Source organism: Microcoleus sp. AT3-A2, assembly GCF_036705685.1.
GTDB lineage: Bacteria > Cyanobacteriota > Cyanobacteriia > Cyanobacteriales > Microcoleaceae > Microcoleus.
The window spans coordinates 12,151-32,701 of record NZ_JAUBVF010000018.1; the positions used below are offsets into that span (position 1 = coordinate 12,151).

Consider the following 20,551-nt stretch of genomic DNA (forward strand, 5'->3'; position numbering starts at 1 on the left):
AATGGTGTAAAGGATTTTACTAATATCAACGATCGATCCAATAGCCTCCCTGACGTTCTTGCTCTATTTCCAATCGCTGTCGAGTTAAGTAGTAAATTTCTCTCGCTAGTTTTTGTAATTTATCATCAACGGGGGAAACTTCGCCAGTAGCATCTGCTGGTTGCTGTCCGGGAGTGGATTGTTTTGGTGTCGCTCTCACTTTAGCAGAAGTTCCATAAACTGAGGTAATGTTGCTTAACCAAGTCGGGTAACCTGCGCTTTGGTTCCCTTGACGCTCTTGTTCTATTTCTAACCATTGTCGCATTAGCGTATAAACTTTTTGAGCTAAATGTTCTAATTGTTCGTCGTCTATTGATGTGTTTTTTGTTGAGTAACCTCCTATTATTTGTTGGGAAGTCTCTGGGCTAGCTGTTGGCAGAGAATTGCCAGAGCTATCTGGAGAAAGAAGAGTATAAGAAGGTGAAGATTCTTGTTCTCTTAATGGCGCAGGTGTAACTTGCTCTTTTGCTTGGATATTCTCTGATTTTCCAGTATAATTTTTTCCCAATAATTCAGATATATTTGACCATGAAGTCGGTGTATCAAATCCAACATTATTTTGTTTGTCTCCACCATTAATGTGTTTAGTCTGCAAGTGTGGTAAAATCAAATTGTTACTGTTGTTAAGACCTTGCGATAGTCCTAATGGTTTGAAATAATCTATATTAGCTGTTACACCGTTAGTGGTTTCACCTAGTAGTTCCGATATATTTGACCATGAATTTGGTATATTTTCAACTTGGGCAATGTTTCGGGTATCTTCTAAGTTTGTGGCTCCAGAAACCTCGGCTAAGTATTTCTCGGGCGATTGGGAAATATTTTGCTTAGAACTATTAAATAATAGATGATTTTCTTGGGAAAAAGCAAGCGGTTTGTTAACAGCATCAGTTACAAAGTTAGAGAGAAATAAGCCTGACATTTTAGCAAGAGGCATTGAATTGCCCAAGGGTTCGATCGAGTTTAAGTTCGATCGCTCTAAACGCCCTTGAGACGTTGTGTTAATGGTAAAATCTTTTTCTTCGCCAATTGCTTCTGGCGGTGATGTGGAAGAGGCTTGAGATTGGATTAAGTTGGATGAAGTTGGAGCGATCGCCTTTACTTCCCCTTCGGCTTGTGCTGTTAAATTTTCTTGTTGTTCTCCGGTTGCTTCTGGTAATGAGCTAGGCGAAAGTTGGGTTTGGGTTAAATTGCCAAAAGCAGGTGCGATCGTCCCTACCTCTGGTTCAGTTCGAGCGGTTAAATCTTGTTGTTTTTCTTGACTTAACTCTACTTGTGGTGGCGCTATTTCTTGAGTTGGTATTGATGAAAGTTTAGCAGAGATTGAGTGGGATAAATTTGCTGCGAACTCTTGGGATTCTACCCCATCAGTTCGATCGGTTAAGCCTTCTGTTTCTTCTGGGATTGATTCTCGCTGTAATAAGTTAGTTTCTTGAGTTGTTGTTGGTAAAGTTTGAGATTGGGGCGAATTTGGAGAATTTGAAATGCCATTTTCTACTTTTTCTTCTTTTAATTTTTCTGTTGGTTCTGTAGCTGATTCTAGCTGTAATAAGTCAGATTTTTCAGATGAGGCGGGAAAAGTTTGAGACTGGATGAAGTTGGGAGAAGCTGCAACACTCGTTTCTCCCTCTGCTTCTGTTAATAGATTTTCACTCTCTTCTGAGATTGATTCTAGCTGTAATGAGTTAGCTTCTTGAGGTGTTGCTGGTGAAGCTTGAGATTGGATCGAGTTGGGAAAAGTTGCAATACTTGTTTCTCCCTCTTCTTCTGTTAAATTTTGAGTCTCTTCTCCATTAGATTCTAGCTGTAATAAATCAGCTTCTTGAGATGGCACTGGTAAAGTTTGAGATTGAATCGAGTTGGAAGAACTTGAAACACTTGCTTCCTTCTCTGCTTCACTTATATCGGTTAAATGTTGTTGTTGCTGATTTGTTTCTAGTTGCGGTGATACTATTTCTTGAGTTATTGTTGGTGAAACTTTAACAGAAATAGAGTTGGATAAATCTGCTGCACTCTCTTGGGATTCTCCCCCATCAATTGGAACAGCAGTTGAATCTTCCGTCTCTTTTTCGAGCGACTCTAGTTGTAATAAGTCTGCTTCTTGAGGTGTGACTGATGAAGCTTTAGATTGGAGCGAGTTGGGAGAAGTTGCAATACTCGTTTCTCCCTCTTCTTCTGTTAAACCTTCAGTTGCTTCTGAGATTGATTCTAGTTGTAATGAATTAGCTTCTTGAGATGAGATTGGTAAAGCTTGAGATTGGATTGAGTTGGGAGAAGTTGCAACACTCGTTTCTCCCTCTTCTTCTGTTAAACCTTCAGTTGCTTCTGGAAGAGATTCTAGCTGTAATGAGTTGGCTTCTTGGGATGATACTGGTGAAGCTTTAGATTGGATTGAGTTTGAAGAAGCTGAAACACTTACTTCCTCCTCTGGCTCAGTTTGAGCGATAAAATTTTGTGGTTGTCCCTGATTTGTTTCTAGTTGCGGTGATACTATTTCTTGAGTTAGTGCTGGTGAAACTTTAGCATAAAGAGAGTTAGATAAATCCGCTGTACTCTTTTGGAATTCTCCCCCATCAATTTGAACAGCAGTTGAATCTTCTGTCTCTTCTTCGAGGGACTCTAGCTGTAATAAGTCAGCTTCTTGAGTTGATGCTGGAGAAGTTTGAGGTTGGATTAGGTTGGGAGAAGTTGAAACATTTGCCTCTGTCTCTGGTTCAGTTCGAGCGGTAACATCTTGTGGTTTTTCTTGATTTGCTTCTAGTTGTGATGATACTATCTCTTGAGTCGATATTGATGAAACTTTAGCAGAGATTGAGTTAGATAAATCCGCTGTACTCTCTTGGACTTCTCCCCTATCAGTTTGAGTAGTTAAATCTTCTGCCTCTTCTTCGATGGATTCTCGCTGTAATAAGTTAGCTTCTCGATATGTTGCTGGCGAAGATTGAGATTGGACTAAGTTGGGAGAAGTTGAAACACGCGCTTCTACCTCTTCCACTGCTGCTAAATTTGCTGTTTCTTCTCCTATTGACTCTAGCTGTAATAAGCCAGCTTCTTGAGATGAGATTGGTAAAGTTTTAGATTGGATTAAGTTAGGAGAAATTACAGCAGAAGTTGATGCACTCTCTTCCGCAACTTCTTCCGTTTTAGAAATCAAGTCTTCGTTTTTCTCGTCGATCGCTTCTTGAGTGGATACCTGAGAAAGTTTAGGTTGGATTAAGTTGTTATAATCTGATGCGATCGTACCATCATTTCCTTGGGTTTCCTCGGTTAGCTCGATAAAATCTTCTGTTTTTTTAGCAATTAGTTCTGCCTGTGGTGAGACAATTTCTGAAGGCGATATTGCAGAAGTAGAAGATTGAATTACGTTGGGAGAAGTTGAAATGAACGCTTCTCCCTCTTCCCGATCTCGATCGAGCGAATCTTCTGTTCTTTGTATGATGGACTCTGGCTGCGATGAGATAATTTCTTGAGACGATGCTGGTGCAAGTTGGGATTGAATAAAATTAAGCGAACCTGATGCGTTCGCACTCACATCTCCCTCTATTTTAGCGGTTAAATCTTGTTGTTCTCGATTTATGTCTGGCTGTATTGGGGGGGCTTCTTGAGGTAATAACGGTGAAACTTTAGGCTGGATTAAGGTTGGTGAATTTTGTGCGCTCGCTTCGGCTTCTCCGTTCGTTTTAGCTGTTATACCTTCCCTGCTTTCTGTAATCGCTTCTAAATTGGATTTAAATTGGATTAAGTTTGGTGAATATGGTACATTTGCCTCATACTCTCGCTCAGCTTGAGCCATTAAATCTTCTTGTTGTTTTCCGATTGTTTCTGATTGTGGCGATATAATTTCTGGGGATAATAGTGGAGAAGTAGAAGATTGAATTAAGGTAGGTGAAGTTGGGACACTCACCTCTACTTCTGGTTCAGTTTTAGCAGTTAAAGCTTCAGGTTGTTCTCCAATTACTTTTGGCAATGATGTGAGAAGAGGTTGGGCTTGGGTTAAATCGCTAGAAGCAGGTGCGGTAGCCTCAATCTCTCCATCAGTTTTATCAGTCAAAGCTTCTGTTTTTTGTACGATAGCCTCTGACTGCGGCCAGGTAATTTCTTGAGACGGTAGTGGTGTAGGTTGGGATTGAATTAAGCTAGTCGAAATTGGTGCGCTGGTTTCTACTTCTCCCTCGGTTTGAGGCGCTAAATCTTCTTGTTGCTCTCCTGCTGTTTCTAGCTGTACTGGTGTGGTTTCTGGTGACGCTCCTTGGAAACTTTGAGATTGAATTAAGCTTGGATAATTTGGTGATATCGCATCTACCTCTTCCCCAATGTCTCCTGTAAAGTTTTCCCTTTCTTCTTGAATGGCTTCTGCCGGTGGTGCGAGAGAAAGTTTAGATTGGATTATATTGGGTGAAGTTGAGGTGTTTGCATTTATCTCTGGTTCAGTTTTAGCAGTTAAACCTTCTGTTTCTTCTGCAACTACTTCTTGATTCGATCCAGGCTGCTGTTGAGATTGAATTAAATAGGAGGGATTTGAGGCGATCGCATCTATATTTCCCTCACTTGTAGTAGTAAAATCTGTTGTTTCTTCTCCAATTGTTTCTGACTGGGAGAATGTAATTTGTGGAGATGATACTGGTATAGGTTTAGATTGAACTAAATTAGATGAACTTGAGGCGATCGCATCCTCTTCTTCCTCAGCTCGCTCGACAAAATCTGGTGTTTGTTTTGCAATTACTGCTGGTTGTTGCGATGTAGTTTCGGGCAACGGTTTTAAGAAAGCAGAAGATTGAGTTAAGTTGTGTGAATCTGGGGCGATCGTATTGTTCTCTACCTCAGTTTTAGCAGTTAAAACTTCTTGTTGTTCCCCAATTGCTTCTGGTAATAAGCTCCGTGAAAGTTGGGTTTGAGTTAAATTGCCAAAAGCAGGTGCGATCGTCCCTACCTCTGGTTCAGTTCGAGCGGTTAAATCTTGTTGTTTTTCTTGACTTATTTCTACTTGTGGTGATACTATCTCTTGAGTTGGTATTGATGAAAGTTTAGCAGAGATTGAGTGGGATAAATCTGCTGTACTCTCTTGGATTTTTCCTCCATCAGTTTGAGCAGTTGAATTTCCTGTATTTTCTTCTGTATGTTCTACAAGCGATTCTAGCTGCAATAAGCTAGCTTCTTGAGATGTTGCTGATGAAGTTGGAGATTGGGTTGAGTTGGGAGAAGTTGCCACACTCGTTTCTACCTCTGGTTCACTTCGAGCGATTAAATCTTGTTGTTGTTCTTGACTTGTTTCTAGTTGCGGTGATACTATTTCTTGATTTAGTGCTGGTGAAACTTTAGCAGAAATTGATTTGGATAAATCAGTTGTGCTTTCTTGGACTTCTCCTCCATCATTTTGAGCAGTTGAATCGTCCGTATTTTCTTCAGTCTCTTCTGGGAGCGATTCTAACTGCAATAAGCTAGCTTCTTGAGATGTTGCTGGTGAAGCTTTAGATTGGATTAGGTTGGGAGAAGTTGCAATACTCGTTTCTCCCTCTTCTTCTGTTAAACCTTCAGTTGCTTCTGGAAGCGATTCTAGCTGTAATAAGCCAGCTTCTTGAGTTGATACTGGGGAAGCTTTAGATTGGATCGAGTTGGGAGAAGTCGCAACACTCATTTCCCCCTCTTCGATTAAATTTTTAGTCTCTTCTCCCGTAGATTCTAGCTGTAATAAGCCAGCTTCTTGAGTTGATACTGGGGAAGCTTTAGATTGGATCGAGTTGGGAGAAGTTGCAACACTCGCTTCTACCTCTATCTCTACCTCAGTTTGAGCCCTTAAATCTTGTTGTTTTGCAATTGCTTTTGGTAATAATGTGGGAGAAGGTTGGGCTTGGATTAAGTTGAGAGAAGTAGGCGCGATCGTTCCTACATCTCCCTCAGTAGTATCAGTTAAATCTTCTGTTTTTTGTACGAGAGTATCTGACTGTGGCGATGTAATTTCTTGGGAGGAGGTTGGTGCAAGTTGGGATTGAATTAAATTCGACGGACTTAGTAGGCTTGTTTCCACTTGTCCATCAGTTTTAACTGTTAAATTTTGTTGTTCTTGAATTGTTTCTAATTGTGGCGCTATTATTTCTTGAGTGGGTGTTGATGAAACTTTTGTTTGGATTAAATTGGATGAATCTGCTGCGAGCGCTTCGGCTTCGGCTTCAGTTTTTGCTGTTAAACCTTGTTGTTCTTTATTTATATATGGCGATAAGAGATATGATTCTTGAGATAATGAAGGATAAATTTTAGATTGAATTAAGTTGGGAGAAGTTGGAGCGATCGTTCCTACATCTCCCTCAGTAGTATCAGTTAAATCTTCTGTTTTTTGTACGAGAGTCTCTGGCTGTGACGCTGTAATTTTTTGAGGAGATGTTGGTGCAGGCTTGGATTGAATTAAGTCCAGCGAACTTGCTCCGCTTGCCTCCACTTGTCCCTTCGTACTGACTGTTAAATCTTGTTTGTGCTCTTGGCTTATTTCTGGTTGTAGTGATACAGATTCTTGAGATGATAATGGATAAATTTGAGGTGAGATTAAGTTTAGTGAATCTGGCGCGATCGCTTCTACCTCTCCCCTATTGATAGTAGATGCGGGCGGCGAATCCTCCGTAGTTAAATTTAGTTTCTCGGTATAAATCGTTGGCTGTTGCGGTAAAAGTTCAGCTATAAAGGGAGAAATTAATCGATCGTTAAAACCTAAATAACGATTGTTAGAACTGCTTATTACAGGCAAATCTGATGGCTCTGTTGACATCGAATCTGATAGCTCTGTTGATATCGAATTAGACAAACTCGAACTTTCTTCAGATACGGAACCAAAAATTTCTAAACTAGGTGTACTTTGCTTTTGTACAAATTGAGGCAATTCTGATAAACTGGAAATTTCCAAACCCGCAGTTTGAATGAGAGGCTTTGAAATCCCTAAAGGTTTTAGTTGAGCGATATTATTCGTTGGGCTTTCAGAGGTATTCAATGCTTCTGCATTGGCAGATAAAGACTCATTTTCGCCTCCGCTATTTGTCGGATAATTTTCTTCAAGCTTTTGGGAAGGAAGCGTTTCGCTTGCTTGTGAGTTAATTTCAGTTCTATCTATAATAGATAATCGGTCATCGGAAAACCGGGAAATTCTCCCAGCAAAATTTCCCGCATCTTCCCCTCCTTGCATCCCCGCGTCTAATTGCCAGTTGCCGAGTTCCCAATCTTCATTTACCTCTAGTAATGGCTGCATCACAGAATTACCCAACGGCTGCAAGCTTGGCCCTAGTGGAGTTAAAGATTGCTCTAAAGGGGGTGGCGATCGCAATGGTTCAAGAGAAGAGGGTTGAATTAAAGAATCTTTCAAACCCAGAGGTTTTAGAGTCATAATAATTATCTAAAAGCAGATTTTTACTTCAATTTATACCAGTTCTCCAAAATATTGCTACAATATCAATTTTGCTGCACGATCGAATTAAAATTTATCGGGATCGGCTACTGTTGCAAGATTGTGGAGAATTAGCATTACTATAAGAAAAAGCCAGAAGCATGGCGTCCACCTTGCAGTTTCATTGCACCTCCTCCTTCGGATTTTGCTATCTTCAATCCCTCATGAGCTAGGGTCAATTCTTCAATCGCTACCGTGTTAGAATTGGCTTGGAGTGATGGTGCTCTCCAACCAATTGGTACCGCTGCTACTAACGTCCAGCATTGCATGGTTTCCCCAGCTTGGTTAAACAGCAAAATATTCACATTTCGCCGTTCTTTTTGCTCTCCGCTTAAGGTATTAGCTATCCAATCCCAAAAAGCAAAATCTTCGGTAATACCGCGTTTTAGAGTTACATCGGAAAACTCAGCTTGACCTAAAATAATTCGCTGTTGGTCGTTGACGCCTCCTTCAAAATAAGTTTCTTTTTTGATTTTGACTCCTAATCCCGAACATTCACTAAACGAAGCTGTAATATTACTTTCCATTTCTACGTAAAAGCGGTTTGCAGTTACGTAGTTGAGTTCGTGCGTGACTTCACCGTTTTTAGACATTACATCATCCCTCTATAGTTTCCAGCACGATCGCGAGTATTTCTCAAGTCTTCCAACATCAATTCGTAAACGCGATCGCTCAACTTTCGCAGTAGTATTGGATCGACAATAATTTTATCAATTAATTGGGCATTTTCATCGTTTTTCGTTGCACTCATAGCTTAATTTCTCTCACGTAAAATTCTTAGTGGAACCAATCCGGCTTCGCTGAGCAAGCGTTGTCCCTCATCTGTCTTTAGCAGCTCGGCGAATTTTTTCCCCGCAGCCGATCGCATTTCATCTTTCGGATAAACTACTACCAAACGGTAGGTTAACGGATACCTACCAGACTTGAATGCTTCAACATCAGGCCAATAACTTCCTTTATCATCGCATAGATCGGTTGTCGGTTCGATCGGTTTTACTTCGCCATCGAGCTGTTGAACTAACGGCTGAACTTCTTGACCTTTTTCTCCTACTGCTAAGGGGTAAACGGCACATTGATTAAACACGCGACTGAGCAAACCAAAACCTATTCCCACCGTTCGATCTTGCTCGAAATCTTTGAGGATTTCTCCTAAAATATAACTTTCATCAATTAATTTCCGATCGATTTTTGGTCGAATCTCCCCAGTCATTTTTTTTGCCAAATCAGTAAACTCTTGTGGTGGCTCTTCTTTAAACACCAACTGTTCAAAAACTTGAATAGCTTGGCGGTTATCAATCGGCATATAAGGTTGGATGCTACTATTAATTCCCTCTGGAGGCGACCAGTCAGTCAAGGTTTTTGTTGTATAAATTTCTCGTAATTGGTCAAGAGTAATTTTGCCATTCAAAGCATTAGGGATACTCTGGCGTCTCTTGTTATCGCTGAAAGCTACAAATACTACTAATCCATCATAAGCAACTTCAACCTGTTCCATGTCATCGGGTAAATCTTTTATAGAAGTAGTCAGGGCAAAGTCTGCTCTCCTGGCTCTAATTGCCTCTATTACGTTTGTGTTTGAAATATTGAGCGTATAATTTTTTAATCTCGGCTCGCGATTGTTGAGTTCTTCGGTGAACGTTTTATTATAAGAAACTAAACTGACAGTATTGAAAATGTAACTCCAAATACCGTCAGTTTCAATTATGTAGGTAGCATTTTCTGTTGGAACTCGATCGATCTGGGCGAGGCAGCAGGGTTCAGAAGAATTAAAAACCGGCAGTTCAAGTTGAGGCGGATTGTGAAGCAATTTCGCAATAATTTGCCATAACAGTCCCGCCAGTAAACCAAAGGCAAGAATCACTAATAGCAACAAAAGAACAGAAGACTTACGGGTGTTTTCTTCCGGTATGTCCGGTTCTGCATCCACCTCTGCTGGCGCTTCAATTTCGCTTGGGAGCCGTGCTAAAAGCGCTTGCATTGCTTCAAAAGCTGTTTTAAATGGCAGGTCGATTCCTAACAAACGATAGATAAATTTTTTGAGCCTAACATCCTTAAATTCAGGCCAATGTTGTTGAAGTTTGGGGTTAAGCGGTTGAGAGGTATCGGGGTCTACTGTTGTTCCCGATAATAAGTAAAAACTTACGTATCCCAGATCGATTAAATCTTGTTTGGGCGATCGCTCGCTAATTTTAGCAGTGGGTGGTTGAGATAAATCTTCCCACAGCGCCAAATCGGCTGCGTAGATAAAAAATTGCGGTTCGTCGAGTGCGGATGGCTGACTGTCGATCGCGATTGACAAACTATCGAGACTGAGATTGCCGTGGGGTATGCCTTGTTTTAACTCATCGTCAAAAATTCGCAGCCTGTGACTGTGGAGAAACCAAAGAGTTTGGAGTACTTGATACAACACTCCGCGCACTTGCTGGGGAGTCATAGCACCGTTTTTCAGCAAATACTCTCTTAAAGTTAAGCTATTGTGAATCGGTGGCTCGAAAATTAAGTAGCAGCGTTTTTCATTGCTTGGCGCGATCGCATCCCAAGGACTAATCAAACGAAAATCCTGTCCTCCCCCATTCTTGAGATTCAAGCTTGCTAGCTTTTCAAAATTTTCTTTCCGCTCTTTTGCTTCTTTTTGATTAAAAGTTCCATCTGGTAGCAGATATTCTTTAATCAAAATCGGCTTGTTATTCATCACCTGAGTTCCTTGATAAACTCGCACGCTTTCCCCATCTTGCAAAAATCCTTCAATTCGATACCTGCCGCGACGACCTCCGCTAATTTCCCGATCTTTTGGCAAAATGGGTATAGTTTCAGCACTGCGATTTTTTCTTCGAGCTAATCGATTTGCCGCCGCGATCGTTACTGCATTTGCTGCTTCACTTAAATTACTATTTACTACTTTTACTTGGGGTTGGGGTGTTCTAGGATTAGACTCTTCCACTAACTCTTGTGGGACAGGAATTCTGCCTGCATTTGAGTTTCTTGTTTCCCGATGTCCGTTAGATTCGGCAACCGAATTTTCCCGCGTTTCAGTTTTTTTACCCCAGGGGAGTTCAACTTTTTCATATTCTTCTTGAGCGCGGCGCATCGCTGTCCGGGAGAGGTTTTGGAGGGGGTAGCGAACAAAGTTTGCCACCTCCCGAAAGTTGCTGCCAACTGAATTTACTATATCGACCAGTTTCACCCCATCCTCCCAGGTTAAATAGAATCAAGGCGCAGAAATTCTAATAACTTTAACCAGCGCTCGCTTAACAATTGGTAACTGGTAGCTATTACTTAGAGGGTTTTGTAGAATCTTTTAATTCTCTATCTTTTAATTCTCTATCTTTAATTCCTGTATTGTCATCTTCCAATTCATTAATCCGGCGATAAAATTGGTACAAATAATTTAGGTCGCAGGCAAAAAGCTCTTCGATAACTACCGGAGTTACCTCGTCTAATGCACCCAATCTAGTAATTACCCTCGATAAAATAATTACCGTAGAATACGCGGGGTTAGACTTAACGCGAGGATCGCGCAATGGCAAAATTTCATCGATTGCTTTGGCTAAACGCATCACGCCTTTGCGGTGTAAATTTCCATCTGTATCTAAGAAACCCTTGGGTAAAGTAAATTCAAACTCGGTTTGAAACATCGCGACTTACTGTTGCCGAGTAAACATTTCTACAGCAATTTCCATTTCTTCTATCTCCAAATCCCCACCAGCAGAACTTAGATCGGAAGCAATGTAACTGACAGGCCAGGCCCCTAAAAATTGGAATATTGCCTGCGGGCTGCCGGCTTGGTCGTAGATACTTAAAGATCCATCTCGGCGTTGTTTAGCCCAATTTCCCTCTTGAACTGCTTCAAACCACTTCCACAAAGTTGTGGATTTAGTCATACCGCGGCGCAGCGTTATGTTATTAGTTTTAACATTCCCAGGCACCTTCGTGCGGACAACCTGACCGAATTTTGCCGCACCCCAACGTTGGGGTGTAACCTCGCAAACTTCTATCACATCTTGAGTGTGCTTAAATCCTTTGCAATCCATAAAATAAGCATCAACTGGGTCTTGGCTGCCCTCCAGTTTTAATTCGATATAAAACCGACAATTTGTGAGGATTTCGGGAAAATCGTTAATCAGGTTAGACATTTTATTTCCTTGCTAATTTTAGATTTCAGATTTCAGATTTAAGTTCAATCTAAAATCTAAAATCTAAAATTACTTACTGGACTCGTTTAACGCCTTCATGAACTAGCGTTAAAGTTTCGTTTGCCACATCATTAGAGCCAGCTTCCAGCTTTGGTCCTTCATACTTGGTGGGATAAGAATTAAGCAGTTCCCAACGAGCTTTCATTTCTCCACCTTGGTCGTAAACGGTGACTGAGGAAGCTTTGCGGTTTGATGACCACTCGGACTTGCCTCCTTCATTTTTGTTGCAATCTTCATACCACTTATAAAGGTCTTTATTTGTGGTGGCGACAACTTTAACGACAACCGCAGTGAATTTGACTCTTGTGGGGGCAGCCTGACGCAAGTTAATCGCGTTTTTACCCGAACCCAATACTTTGTCACCCCCAGCAGCGGGGTTTTCCGCACTGAGACCTGAGACTTCTAATATTTGTTTGTCAGTGATTCCGTCAGCTTCAAAATAAAACCTACAACTGACCAGTAATTCTTCTGTTTGCGCCATACGTTAACCTCATTGTGATTTTTAGTGATGGACAATGATGGATTGATAATTTCAGATTTTAAACTTCAGATTGCAGATTCAATTTAAATCTCAAATCTAAAATTTAAATCCTGAAATCTACCTTTTTATTCTTCGTCTTGACCGTTCCATTGGCTGATCCGGAAGATGACAAATTCTGCCGGTCGGACCGGACAAACGCCTACTTCTACATATAAACGACCTAGAATCATCGTGTCGGGGGTGTTTAATGTTTCATCGCATTTGACGTAAAATGCTTGCGAGGGTGTGGCACCAAACAGCGCTCCTTCTCGCCACAGCCGTTCGAGAAAATTGCTGACAGTCCGGCGCACTCTTGCCCACAAATCTTGGTCGTTTGGCTCGAATACTACCCATTGAGTGCCGAGTTCAATTGATTTCTCGATATAGCTGATCAAGCGGCGGACGCTGATATAACGCCATTCGGTTTTTTCTGGTTCTACTAACGTTCTGGCCCCCCAAATTTTTATTCCTCGATTCGGGAAAGTGCGGACGCAGTTAATGCCTCTGGGGTTTAGTAATTCTTGTTCTCGAAAGTTGCAATCGTAGGCTAAACCGATGACGCCGCGCGGGGTTTCGTTAGCTGGTGCTTTGTAAACTCCTCGCGTTTCGTCGGTGCGCGACCAAACGCCCATCATGTAACCGCTGGGAGGAACGTAAATTGGTTTTCCGGCGTTGCGGGGATTGGCAACTTTAAGCCAAGGGTAATAAAGCGCCCCAAACATGGAACGGCGGTTAAATTCGTTATCCAACCAATTTACGACGTGTTGCGGTTTCACGCAGTCGTGGGGCGTATCTAAAACGACCATGCGGTTGGGCGGATTGGGGGCAGCGTTTTCGCACAGGCTAATCATTAACTCCATCAAGCCGTGCAGTTGGTCTTGGTCGATCAAGCCTTCCCGGTATGCCAGCATTAAGTCTGGACAGGCAACTATTGTGATTTCGTCGATCTCGAAAAGCCCTTGAATGCCGCTGCGATCGTCTCGTACCCCTTGTACGTATCGCGCTAAGTTTTCTTGAGTCGGCAATACGGGCGGAGGGCTGACTTCATATTGCCCGTCCATCGGACGGCGGGCAAGCGGGAGTCCCCGTTGGGTTAGATCGGTGATGGTGAGGTACTGGGATTGTTCTTGAAGTTTTGTAACTATATAGTCGCCCACTTCTGGCTGCACGTTCCGATCCATTGTCAGATGTGGGTGTCTTTCCAATTCCTGCCCTTCCCGTTTAATTACAACGGTGAAAAATTCTGCTGGTATGGGGGCGGGGACATTAGGGTCTTCGGGAATATGTTTTGGCTCGCTGGGGATAATTTCCACAGTAACTGAGCCGTTTTCTGCTTCTTCCGGTTTGAGGGCAAACTGCAAAGATTCGCGCCTGCCGGTAGTTTTAATCGCGATCGCGTTGGATTCCGGTCCTGGTTGGGTGGTGTCGGAAGCGGGTTTGGGCAGGCAGGTGCCGATGCTAACCACCCAACAGCGAGCCCCTCCGTTTAAGAACCAGCCGTGAACAGCAAAAGGTAGGTAGGCGTTAAAGTCTGTGAATCCATCCGAGTTTTCTTTGCCAAAATATTCTAAATACTGGTTCCAAGTGGTTACCAGCATTGGCTTGCCTATTTCAGCTCCACCGCGTATGGCTTCGGTAAATCCAATGAAACCTGCGATATTGGTTTGCACGCCCTCGATCGGGCGACTACCTCGATCGATTTCTTCGATGTATACACCAGGGGCAAAGTAATCTAGTCTTGGCATAGATATCTTCCTTAAATGGAAAGGGAAAAACTTACCTGTTGCTGTCTACCCTGTTCGCTTACCGCACTTGCATACCAGTTATTACTTTTGCTCGTTTTGACTCTGATGCCTTGCTTGTCTGAATTTTCACGTTTAAATTTCCACTGAAAATTCCCACCCAGCCGCATTAGCCGCCACGTTTTAATAACCGATTGCTGTTAGGGGTTAAGCTAACTTTTAAGCTAACCTTGTTGCGATCGTGCTTTCAGTAATTGCGTGCGATGTTTGATTTGTGCGATTATTCTACCAACAATAACGGCTGGTGGAATAACGTATCTAGTTTAGACTACTATGCTTTGTCAATCAACTACCGGGAGATTTTTTTTTCTTAACAATTCCCTTTCTATAAAATACTGCTACAGAACTCATTGAGTAGCCGATAGATATTTATCTGCGCTCGGTCTGGATTATTGTTGCATGATTTTATAGAATTAGCAGAAGCTTCATCAAAACTTTACACAAAATGGTAAATTAACTTTAACTTAACCTTGAGATAAGTAAGTCCACCTAATTAAACGCAACAGCCCAATCGCCCAAAGGCTTACTGGCTCGCTTTTCTTCCAACTTCGGTCTTCCCTCCGACTTCTTCCTTCTACTTAACATGAGCAACTATCTGGCGATCGCCACCGTCACGGCCACACTTGCAAGATTCTTGCAATCAGCGATTCAACTCGATCTACCGGGGGCCAAAGTTACCACGGTGCGCCCCGAAGCAACTGGCGGTAAAACACCAGAACTAGGAATGAATATTTATCTGTATCAAGTTACACCAAATCCTGCTTGGCGGAATTACGACTTACGAAACCGCCGCCCCAAGGGAGAATTAATCAAACACGCTCAAGCGGGATTGGACCTTTTTTATATGCTGACTTTTTACGGCAACGAGCTCGATTTAGAACCCCAACGCCTGCTGGGTAGTGCCGTGCGTGCGGTTGTTGACAATCCGGTATTGACTCCTGAAATGATTCGGGCAACGGTAAATAACTCGAATTATAGGTATTTGGCAGATTCTACTTTGGAACAGCAAGTCGAGCGAGTGACAATTGTTCCCAGCCAAATGAATACCGACGAACTGTCGAAAATTTGGTCGGCGTTTTTCCAGATGCCTTACGTGCTATCTTTTGCTTGTCAAGGTGGAGCAGTTTTGATTGAAGGGAACAAACCGAGCGGCCGAGCTTTACCGGTGAGAAGCGCGCAATTTTACACGACTCCCAACCAGCCGATCGTCGAGCAAGCGGTGTCCGAGGCTGGGGCAAATCAACCGATTGTCGCTGATAGTGCGTTGGTGATTCGCGGCCAGCGGTTGCAAGCAGATCTAGTACAGGTGAGAATTGGCGAGGCGAGGGTGACGCCGCAGCAGGTTAGCCAACAAGAATTGCGGTTGGATTTATCCTCGCTACCGCAGGAAGAAGCTTTTGGTTTGCGGGCGGGGGTACAACAATTGCAGGTGCTGCATCCAATAGTGAATCTCGCTTCGTTCGAGTTAGAGAGGACGATACCCTCGAATGTGATGCCGTTTGTTTTGTGCCCGCAGATTGTAGGGGAAGCAGAGGTATCGGATTTATGGAATAGTGACGATCTGTATTCGGCAGAATTAACGCTGGCAGTTGATTTAACTGTTGGTAGCAAGCAGCAGGCATTATTGTTTTTGAACCAGCGATCGAATAGCAATCCGATGAATTACATTTTTGCCGCCAAACTCCGCGAGGGGGATACCGATACAATCGTGTTTCGGATTTTGAATGTGAAGGCGGGAGAATATTTAGTACGGGTGCAGATTGATGGTGCTGAGAGCCCGCTGGAAGTGGATACCGATAGTGGGTATGTTGGTCCCTCCGTGGAAATTGGATGAAGGGCGATGGAGGATGGAAAGAAGAGCGCCAGCCACTCTTTAAACTGAACTTCCCCCCTGCAAAAAACTCGAAACTGTCTCACTGTGCGACTCAATAGCATTTCTGAGTCGCGGCACATGGGTACGATCGATGAAACCTTGATGTGGCAATAGTTTCAGTCGATGCTTTTTCTGTTGTCATCAGATGACGATCGCCCGAGCGCGACAAGTCTTACATGGGTACACAATCTTAGTCTCAACTCCTGTAAAGAATCTTTTTCAGCATTACTTGAACCATTCTGATTTGCTGCGGTATTGCTTTGAGTGCGTGTTGGAGTCCCCCATCAAGTCCAATCATAAACACCACCAAGCTCATCAATCTTATTCCTCAGAGCCTTAATTTTTTTATTCGATCGGATCATTTTTGAAACCGGATAAGAGATGGCATCAGAAAAAATTGTCAAAATAGCATTAACGCCTTTTGGATTTTAAGATGATCGCCGTTGGGACTAAGGGCCAGATGGTCTCCTGCTCTCGTTAAGTAATGCTGGATACTCAACTCGATAAAAAAACTGAATTAAACACTAATATCCAAGTCACATCAGTCGGAAACTTATCTAATTCCCCAGACTTTGATACTGGTGTCAACACTACTACTGACCAAAGTTTGACTGTCGGGAGTAAAAATCAGTCCGCTAATATCTTCTGAATGTCCTTCTAAGGTACAGAGTTCGGTTTTTGAGTCTAGTGCCCAAACTTTGACCCCGCCTTGTTTATCACCACTTGCTAACATTTTGCCATCGGGACTGACGCCAATAGCTTTAACTATACCTGAATGTCCTCCCAGAGACGATAATTCTTGACCTTGGCGTGCATCCCACAGATAAACGTTGCCATCATAGTCTCCAATAAAGACTGTCTCCCTATCTGGACTGATAGCCAGTGATGGACTGTTGTGGCGTGTTTCAACTCTGAACCGCCGAGTGTATTCGGGCAAATCACTGACTATAAAAGTACCTGTATAAGTCCCTGCAAGCGTTCGACCATCGGCACTCATCGCAAGCAAAGAACCTCCGGAAATACTCCATCTCCTCAACTGTTTTCCCGTGCTAATATCCCAGTAATAGGTGCTGCCACCTCGAGTACCTGTATACAGCGTTTTTCCATCAAGACTGATGACCAAAGAATCAACTATGCTGAATTCTTCCGCTCCGGAGTCAAAAATTTGGCAAGAGTGCTTCACTTCACCTGTGTGAAACTCCCAGATTTTGAATGTTGTGTCCCAACTACTACTGACTAAGGTTTGTCCGTCAGGGCTGAGGGTTATACAGGTCAGAATACTTTTATGTCCCTCCAGAGTACGCATGAGTTGACCTGTTCTGAGATCCCAAATTTTTATGGTGTTGTCACAACTACCACTGATGAGCATACTACCATCTGGACTCATCGCAAGGGCTTCAATGTCGGCTGAATCATTGAAAGTCCGAAGACATTGAAATGATTGAGATTGCATAATTTTTTTTACCTACTGGTTTTGATTTGAAAGATTTAAGTAGTTTTGCATTTCTAAATATACATCAGTTTGCAAATCCAAGATTATCCGCCCTAGTTCGGCTGTATCCGCTCCTAACACTGACCGATTATCCTGAGCCAAATTTGCGGTGGCTTCGTTTTTTTGAGCATCGGTGAGCTGGGAATTTCTCTTAATATTAATTAGCTGTTGAACCAAGGGTTTTAATTGATTTACTCTCGCCATTACCTCTGGACTGGGTACTTGTTCATCTGTTTGCTTGTATATCTCATTTATTGCTGTTAAAATCCGATCGACATATTTGGCAGTTTTCCACAACGCTTTGCCAAAGTTACCTTGCAGATGAGCGAGCTGCTCTCCTACAAAAGCCGTTTGATCGTTAATTGATGCCAGATACTAAGCCAGAGAAAAACACTAAATAGAGTGCTAATAACCCAGTCACATCAGTAGGCAACTTATCTAATTCCCCAAACTTTGATATTGGTGTCAAGACCGCCACTGACCAAAGTTTGATTATCGGGACTAAAAATCAGTCCGAGGACATCTTCTGAATGTCCTTCCAAGCTACAGAGTTCGGTTTTTGAGTCCAGATCCCAAAGTTTGATAATGCCTTGTTCATCGCCACTTGCCAACATTTTGCCATCGGCACTGACAGCAATAGCTCTAACAACACCTGAATGTCCCCCAAGCACCGATAATTCTTGACCCTGGCGTGCATCCCACAGATGAATGTTGCCATGAAAGTCTCCAATAAACAGTGTCTCCCCATCTGGGCTGATAGCCAGTGATGGACTGTTGTGGCGTGTTTGAGTTTTGAAGCGTCGGGTGTGTTGGGGCAAATCCCTTACTGTCAAAGTACCTGCATAAGTTCCTGCCAGTGTTCGGCCATCGGCACTCATGGCAAGCAGGTTACTACCTGCTGAAGATATCCAATCCCCCAACTCTTGACCTGTACTGATATCCCAGTAATAAGTACTGCCTCCTTGAATACCTGCATATAGCGTTTTTCCATCAGGACTGATGACTAAAGACTCAGCTATTCTGTATTCTTCTGCTTCGTAAATTTTCCACGAGTGCTTCACTTCACCTGTGTTAAACTCCCAAATTTTAACGGTTTCGTCCCAGCTACTGCTGGCTAGGGTTTGTCCGTCAGGACTGAAGGCTACACAGACTAAAGGACTTTTGTGCCCCTCCAGAGTACGCATGAGTTCACCTGTTGTGAGCTCCCAAATTTTAATCGTCTTATCCCAACTACCACTCACCAAAGTTTGTCCAGATGGACTAATTGCGATGGTTGTAACGCCACTTTTATCATCGTTAAAACAACGCAGATATTGGAGGAATTTATCCGGCATGCTAATATCCAAATCACATCACTCGGCAACTTATCTAATTCCCCAGACTTTGATACTAGCATCAAGGCTACTACTGACCAAAGTTTGATTATCAGGACTAAAAATCAGTTTGCTAATCTCTGCTGAATGTCCTTCCAAGCTACAGATTTCGGTTTTTGAGTCGAGTTCCCAAAGTTTTATCGTGCCTTGTTCGTTACCACTTGCCAACATTTTGCCATCAGGACTGACACCAATAGCAACAATACCTGAATGTCCTCCCAGAGTCGATAATTCTTGACCTTGATGTGCACCCCACAGATGAATTTTGCCATCATAGTCTCCAATAAAAATTGTCTCTCCATCTGGACTGATAGCCAGCGATGGACTGTCGTGACCTGTTTCCACTCTAAATCGCCGAGTGTTTTGGGGCAAATCATATACCTTCAAAGTACCTGTATAAGTCCCCGCAAGCGTTCGACCATCGGCACTCATCGCAAGCAGGGTACTTCCTAAAGAAGTTATCCCTAAGTTCCCCAACTCTTTGCCACTATTGACATCCCAGTAATAAGTGCTGCCGTATCGAGTCCCTGTATACAGCGTTTTTCCATCGGGACTGATGACCGAACAATCCACTATGCAGTATTCTTCTGATTCGTAAATTTTCCAGGAGTGCTTGATTTCACCTGTGTGAAAATCCCAGATTTTGACAGTTTTGTCCCAGCTACTGCTGACTAGGGTTTGTCCGTTAGGACTGAGGGTTACGCAGGTCAAAGGACTTTTGTGTCCCTCCAGAGTCCGCATTAGTTGACCTGTTGCCAGATGCCAAATTTTAATGGTCTTATCCCAATTACCACTCACCAAAGTTTGTCCATCTGGACTAATTGCGATGGTTGTAACGCCACTTTTATCATCGTTAAAACAACGCAGATATTGGAGTAATTTATCCGGCATGCTAATATCCGAATCACATCACTCGGCAACTTATCTAATTCCCCAGACTTTGATACTGGTGTCAATGCTACTACTAACCAAAGCTAGACTGTCGGGAGTAAAAATAAGTTCCGTGATCTCTTCTGAATGTCCTTCTAAGGTACAGAGTTCGGTTTTTGAGTAGATTTCCCAAAGTTTTATCGCGCCTTTTTCATCACCACTTGCCAACATTTTGCCATCGGGACTGACGCCAAGAGCAGTAACAACACCTGAATGTCCTCCCAGAGACGATAATTCTTGACCCTGGTATGAATCCCACAGATGAATGTTGCCATCATAATCCCCAATAAAGACTGTTTCCCCATCTGGACTGATAGCCAGCGATGGACTGTTATGACCTGTTTCAATCTCGAACCGCCTCTTCTGTTCAGGTAGAGTCCGTACTATAAAACTACCTGCATAAGTACCTGCAAGTGTTCGACCATCGGCACTCATGGCAAGCAGGGCACTTCCCAAGGAAATTATCCCTAAGTTCCCCAACATGTCACCCGTGTTGACATCCCAGTAATAAGTACTGCCACCTGCTGAGCCACTGTAGAGAATTTGACCGTCATGACTAAAGACTAAACAAGCAATCTCTTTTCTAGCTTCTTCGGCATAAGTCTTTAGAGTGTATCTAACTTCACCTGTGTGGAAGTCCCAAAGTTTGATGGTTTCATCGTCGCTACCGGAGGCGATAATTTGCCCGTTTGGGCTAATCGCAAGAGCAGTCACTGTAAGTTCATGTCCTGCCAGCCTCCCCTGTAGCTGACCATTAGTTAAATTCCAAATTTTTATCGTCCTGTCCCGACTGCCACTGATGAGCGTACTGCCATCCGGACTCATCGCAATGGCTCTAACGCCACGCGAATCATTGAAGAAAGTCCGAAGGCATTGAAATGATCGATATTGCATAAGTTTTTTTTG

At 42.9% G+C, this 20,551-nt stretch carries 14 protein-coding genes; 1 reads left to right on the forward strand and 13 read right to left on the reverse strand.

All coding sequences use genetic code 11. The features are described 5' to 3' along the window. Positions 1-25 precede the first annotated feature (25 nt). The 8 genes from QUB37_RS12870 to QUB37_RS12905 form a co-directional block, all read right to left on the reverse strand. Positions 26-7,402 carry a hypothetical protein gene (locus tag QUB37_RS12870; protein WP_333162476.1) on the reverse strand — a complete coding sequence of 2,459 codons (7,377 nt, stop codon included), beginning with the start codon at positions 7,400-7,402 and terminating at the stop codon, positions 26-28. A gap of 140 nt (positions 7,403-7,542) precedes the next feature. Then, positions 7,543-8,055: a phage tail protein gene (locus QUB37_RS12875; protein ID WP_333162478.1), complete on the reverse strand. Its 513-nt coding sequence runs from the start codon at positions 8,053-8,055 to the stop codon at positions 7,543-7,545. Then, positions 8,055-8,213, reverse strand: coding sequence for a hypothetical protein (locus tag QUB37_RS12880; protein WP_333162480.1), 159 nt, complete (start codon positions 8,211-8,213; stop codon positions 8,055-8,057). Before QUB37_RS12880 ends, QUB37_RS12875 begins: the two co-directional genes overlap by 1 nt. Before the next feature lie 3 nt (positions 8,214-8,216). Continuing rightward, the gene (locus QUB37_RS12885; RefSeq protein ID WP_333162482.1) at positions 8,217-10,646 is read right to left on the reverse strand and encodes a substrate-binding domain-containing protein; all 2,430 of its coding nucleotides are present in this window, start codon (positions 10,644-10,646) and stop codon (positions 8,217-8,219) included. An 88-nt stretch (positions 10,647-10,734) separates the two neighbouring features. Then, positions 10,735-11,097 carry a hypothetical protein gene (locus QUB37_RS12890; protein ID WP_333162484.1) on the reverse strand — a complete coding sequence of 121 codons (363 nt, stop codon included), beginning with the start codon at positions 11,095-11,097 and terminating at the stop codon, positions 10,735-10,737. 6 nt (positions 11,098-11,103) lie between these two features. Next, on the reverse strand, positions 11,104-11,595 hold the full coding sequence (locus QUB37_RS12895; RefSeq protein WP_333162485.1) for a phage tail protein: 492 nt from the start codon (positions 11,593-11,595) through the stop codon (positions 11,104-11,106). Positions 11,596-11,668: 73 nt separating this feature from the next. Beyond that, positions 11,669-12,136, reverse strand: coding sequence for a phage tail protein (locus QUB37_RS12900; protein ID WP_333162486.1), 468 nt, complete (start codon positions 12,134-12,136; stop codon positions 11,669-11,671). A 125-nt stretch (positions 12,137-12,261) separates the two neighbouring features. After that, positions 12,262-13,920 carry a phage tail sheath family protein gene (locus QUB37_RS12905; protein WP_333162488.1) on the reverse strand — a complete coding sequence of 553 codons (1,659 nt, stop codon included), beginning with the start codon at positions 13,918-13,920 and terminating at the stop codon, positions 12,262-12,264. 640 nt (positions 13,921-14,560) lie between these two features. Here QUB37_RS12905 and QUB37_RS12910 point away from each other — a divergent pair. Further along, a complete protein-coding gene (locus QUB37_RS12910; protein ID WP_333162490.1) occupies positions 14,561-15,811 on the forward strand; it encodes a DUF4255 domain-containing protein in 1,251 nt (416 codons plus the stop codon). Positions 15,812-16,403: 592 nt separating this feature from the next. On the opposite strand, the gene QUB37_RS12915 is transcribed toward QUB37_RS12910, so the two are convergent. The 5 genes from QUB37_RS12915 to QUB37_RS12935 form a co-directional block, all read right to left on the reverse strand. Then, positions 16,404-17,303, reverse strand: a complete 900-nt coding sequence (locus QUB37_RS12915) for a WD40 repeat domain-containing protein (protein WP_333162492.1) — start codon at positions 17,301-17,303, stop codon at positions 16,404-16,406. A gap of 12 nt (positions 17,304-17,315) precedes the next feature. After that, entirely contained in the window at positions 17,316-17,639 is a 324-nt protein-coding gene (locus QUB37_RS12920) for a hypothetical protein (protein WP_333162494.1), read from the reverse strand. A gap of 137 nt (positions 17,640-17,776) precedes the next feature. Next, positions 17,777-18,676 (reverse strand): WD40 repeat domain-containing protein, encoded by a 900-nt coding sequence (locus QUB37_RS12925; RefSeq protein WP_333162496.1) that lies wholly within the window; start codon positions 18,674-18,676, stop codon positions 17,777-17,779. A gap of 30 nt (positions 18,677-18,706) precedes the next feature. Further along, on the reverse strand, positions 18,707-19,606 hold the full coding sequence (locus QUB37_RS12930) for a WD40 repeat domain-containing protein (RefSeq protein ID WP_333162498.1): 900 nt from the start codon (positions 19,604-19,606) through the stop codon (positions 18,707-18,709). 30 nt (positions 19,607-19,636) lie between these two features. After that, a complete protein-coding gene (locus QUB37_RS12935; protein WP_333162500.1) occupies positions 19,637-20,539 on the reverse strand; it encodes a WD40 repeat domain-containing protein in 903 nt (300 codons plus the stop codon). Between the last annotated feature and the right edge of the window lie 12 nt (positions 20,540-20,551).

Bases quoted from the DNA above. Each gene is read 5' to 3' on its own strand.
- QUB37_RS12870 (WP_333162476.1), bottom strand. From the start codon at position 7,402: ATGACTCTAAAACCTCTGGGTTTGAAAGATTCTTTAATTCAACCCTCT.
- QUB37_RS12875 (WP_333162478.1), bottom strand. From the start codon at position 8,055: ATGTCTAAAAACGGTGAAGTCACGCACGAACTCAACTACGTAACTGCA.
- QUB37_RS12880 (WP_333162480.1), bottom strand. From the start codon at position 8,213: ATGAGTGCAACGAAAAACGATGAAAATGCCCAATTAATTGATAAAATT.
- QUB37_RS12890 (WP_333162484.1), bottom strand. From the start codon at position 11,097: ATGTTTCAAACCGAGTTTGAATTTACTTTACCCAAGGGTTTCTTAGAT.
- QUB37_RS12895 (WP_333162485.1), bottom strand. From the start codon at position 11,595: ATGTCTAACCTGATTAACGATTTTCCCGAAATCCTCACAAATTGTCGG.
- QUB37_RS12900 (WP_333162486.1), bottom strand. From the start codon at position 12,136: ATGGCGCAAACAGAAGAATTACTGGTCAGTTGTAGGTTTTATTTTGAA.
- QUB37_RS12905 (WP_333162488.1), bottom strand. From the start codon at position 13,920: ATGCCAAGACTAGATTACTTTGCCCCTGGTGTATACATCGAAGAAATC.
- QUB37_RS12910 (WP_333162490.1), top strand. From the start codon at position 14,561: ATGAGCAACTATCTGGCGATCGCCACCGTCACGGCCACACTTGCAAGA.
- QUB37_RS12915 (WP_333162492.1), bottom strand. From the start codon at position 17,303: ATGCAATCTCAATCATTTCAATGTCTTCGGACTTTCAATGATTCAGCC.
- QUB37_RS12925 (WP_333162496.1), bottom strand. From the start codon at position 18,676: ATGCCGGATAAATTCCTCCAATATCTGCGTTGTTTTAACGATGATAAA.
- QUB37_RS12930 (WP_333162498.1), bottom strand. From the start codon at position 19,606: ATGCCGGATAAATTACTCCAATATCTGCGTTGTTTTAACGATGATAAA.
- QUB37_RS12935 (WP_333162500.1), bottom strand. From the start codon at position 20,539: ATGCAATATCGATCATTTCAATGCCTTCGGACTTTCTTCAATGATTCG.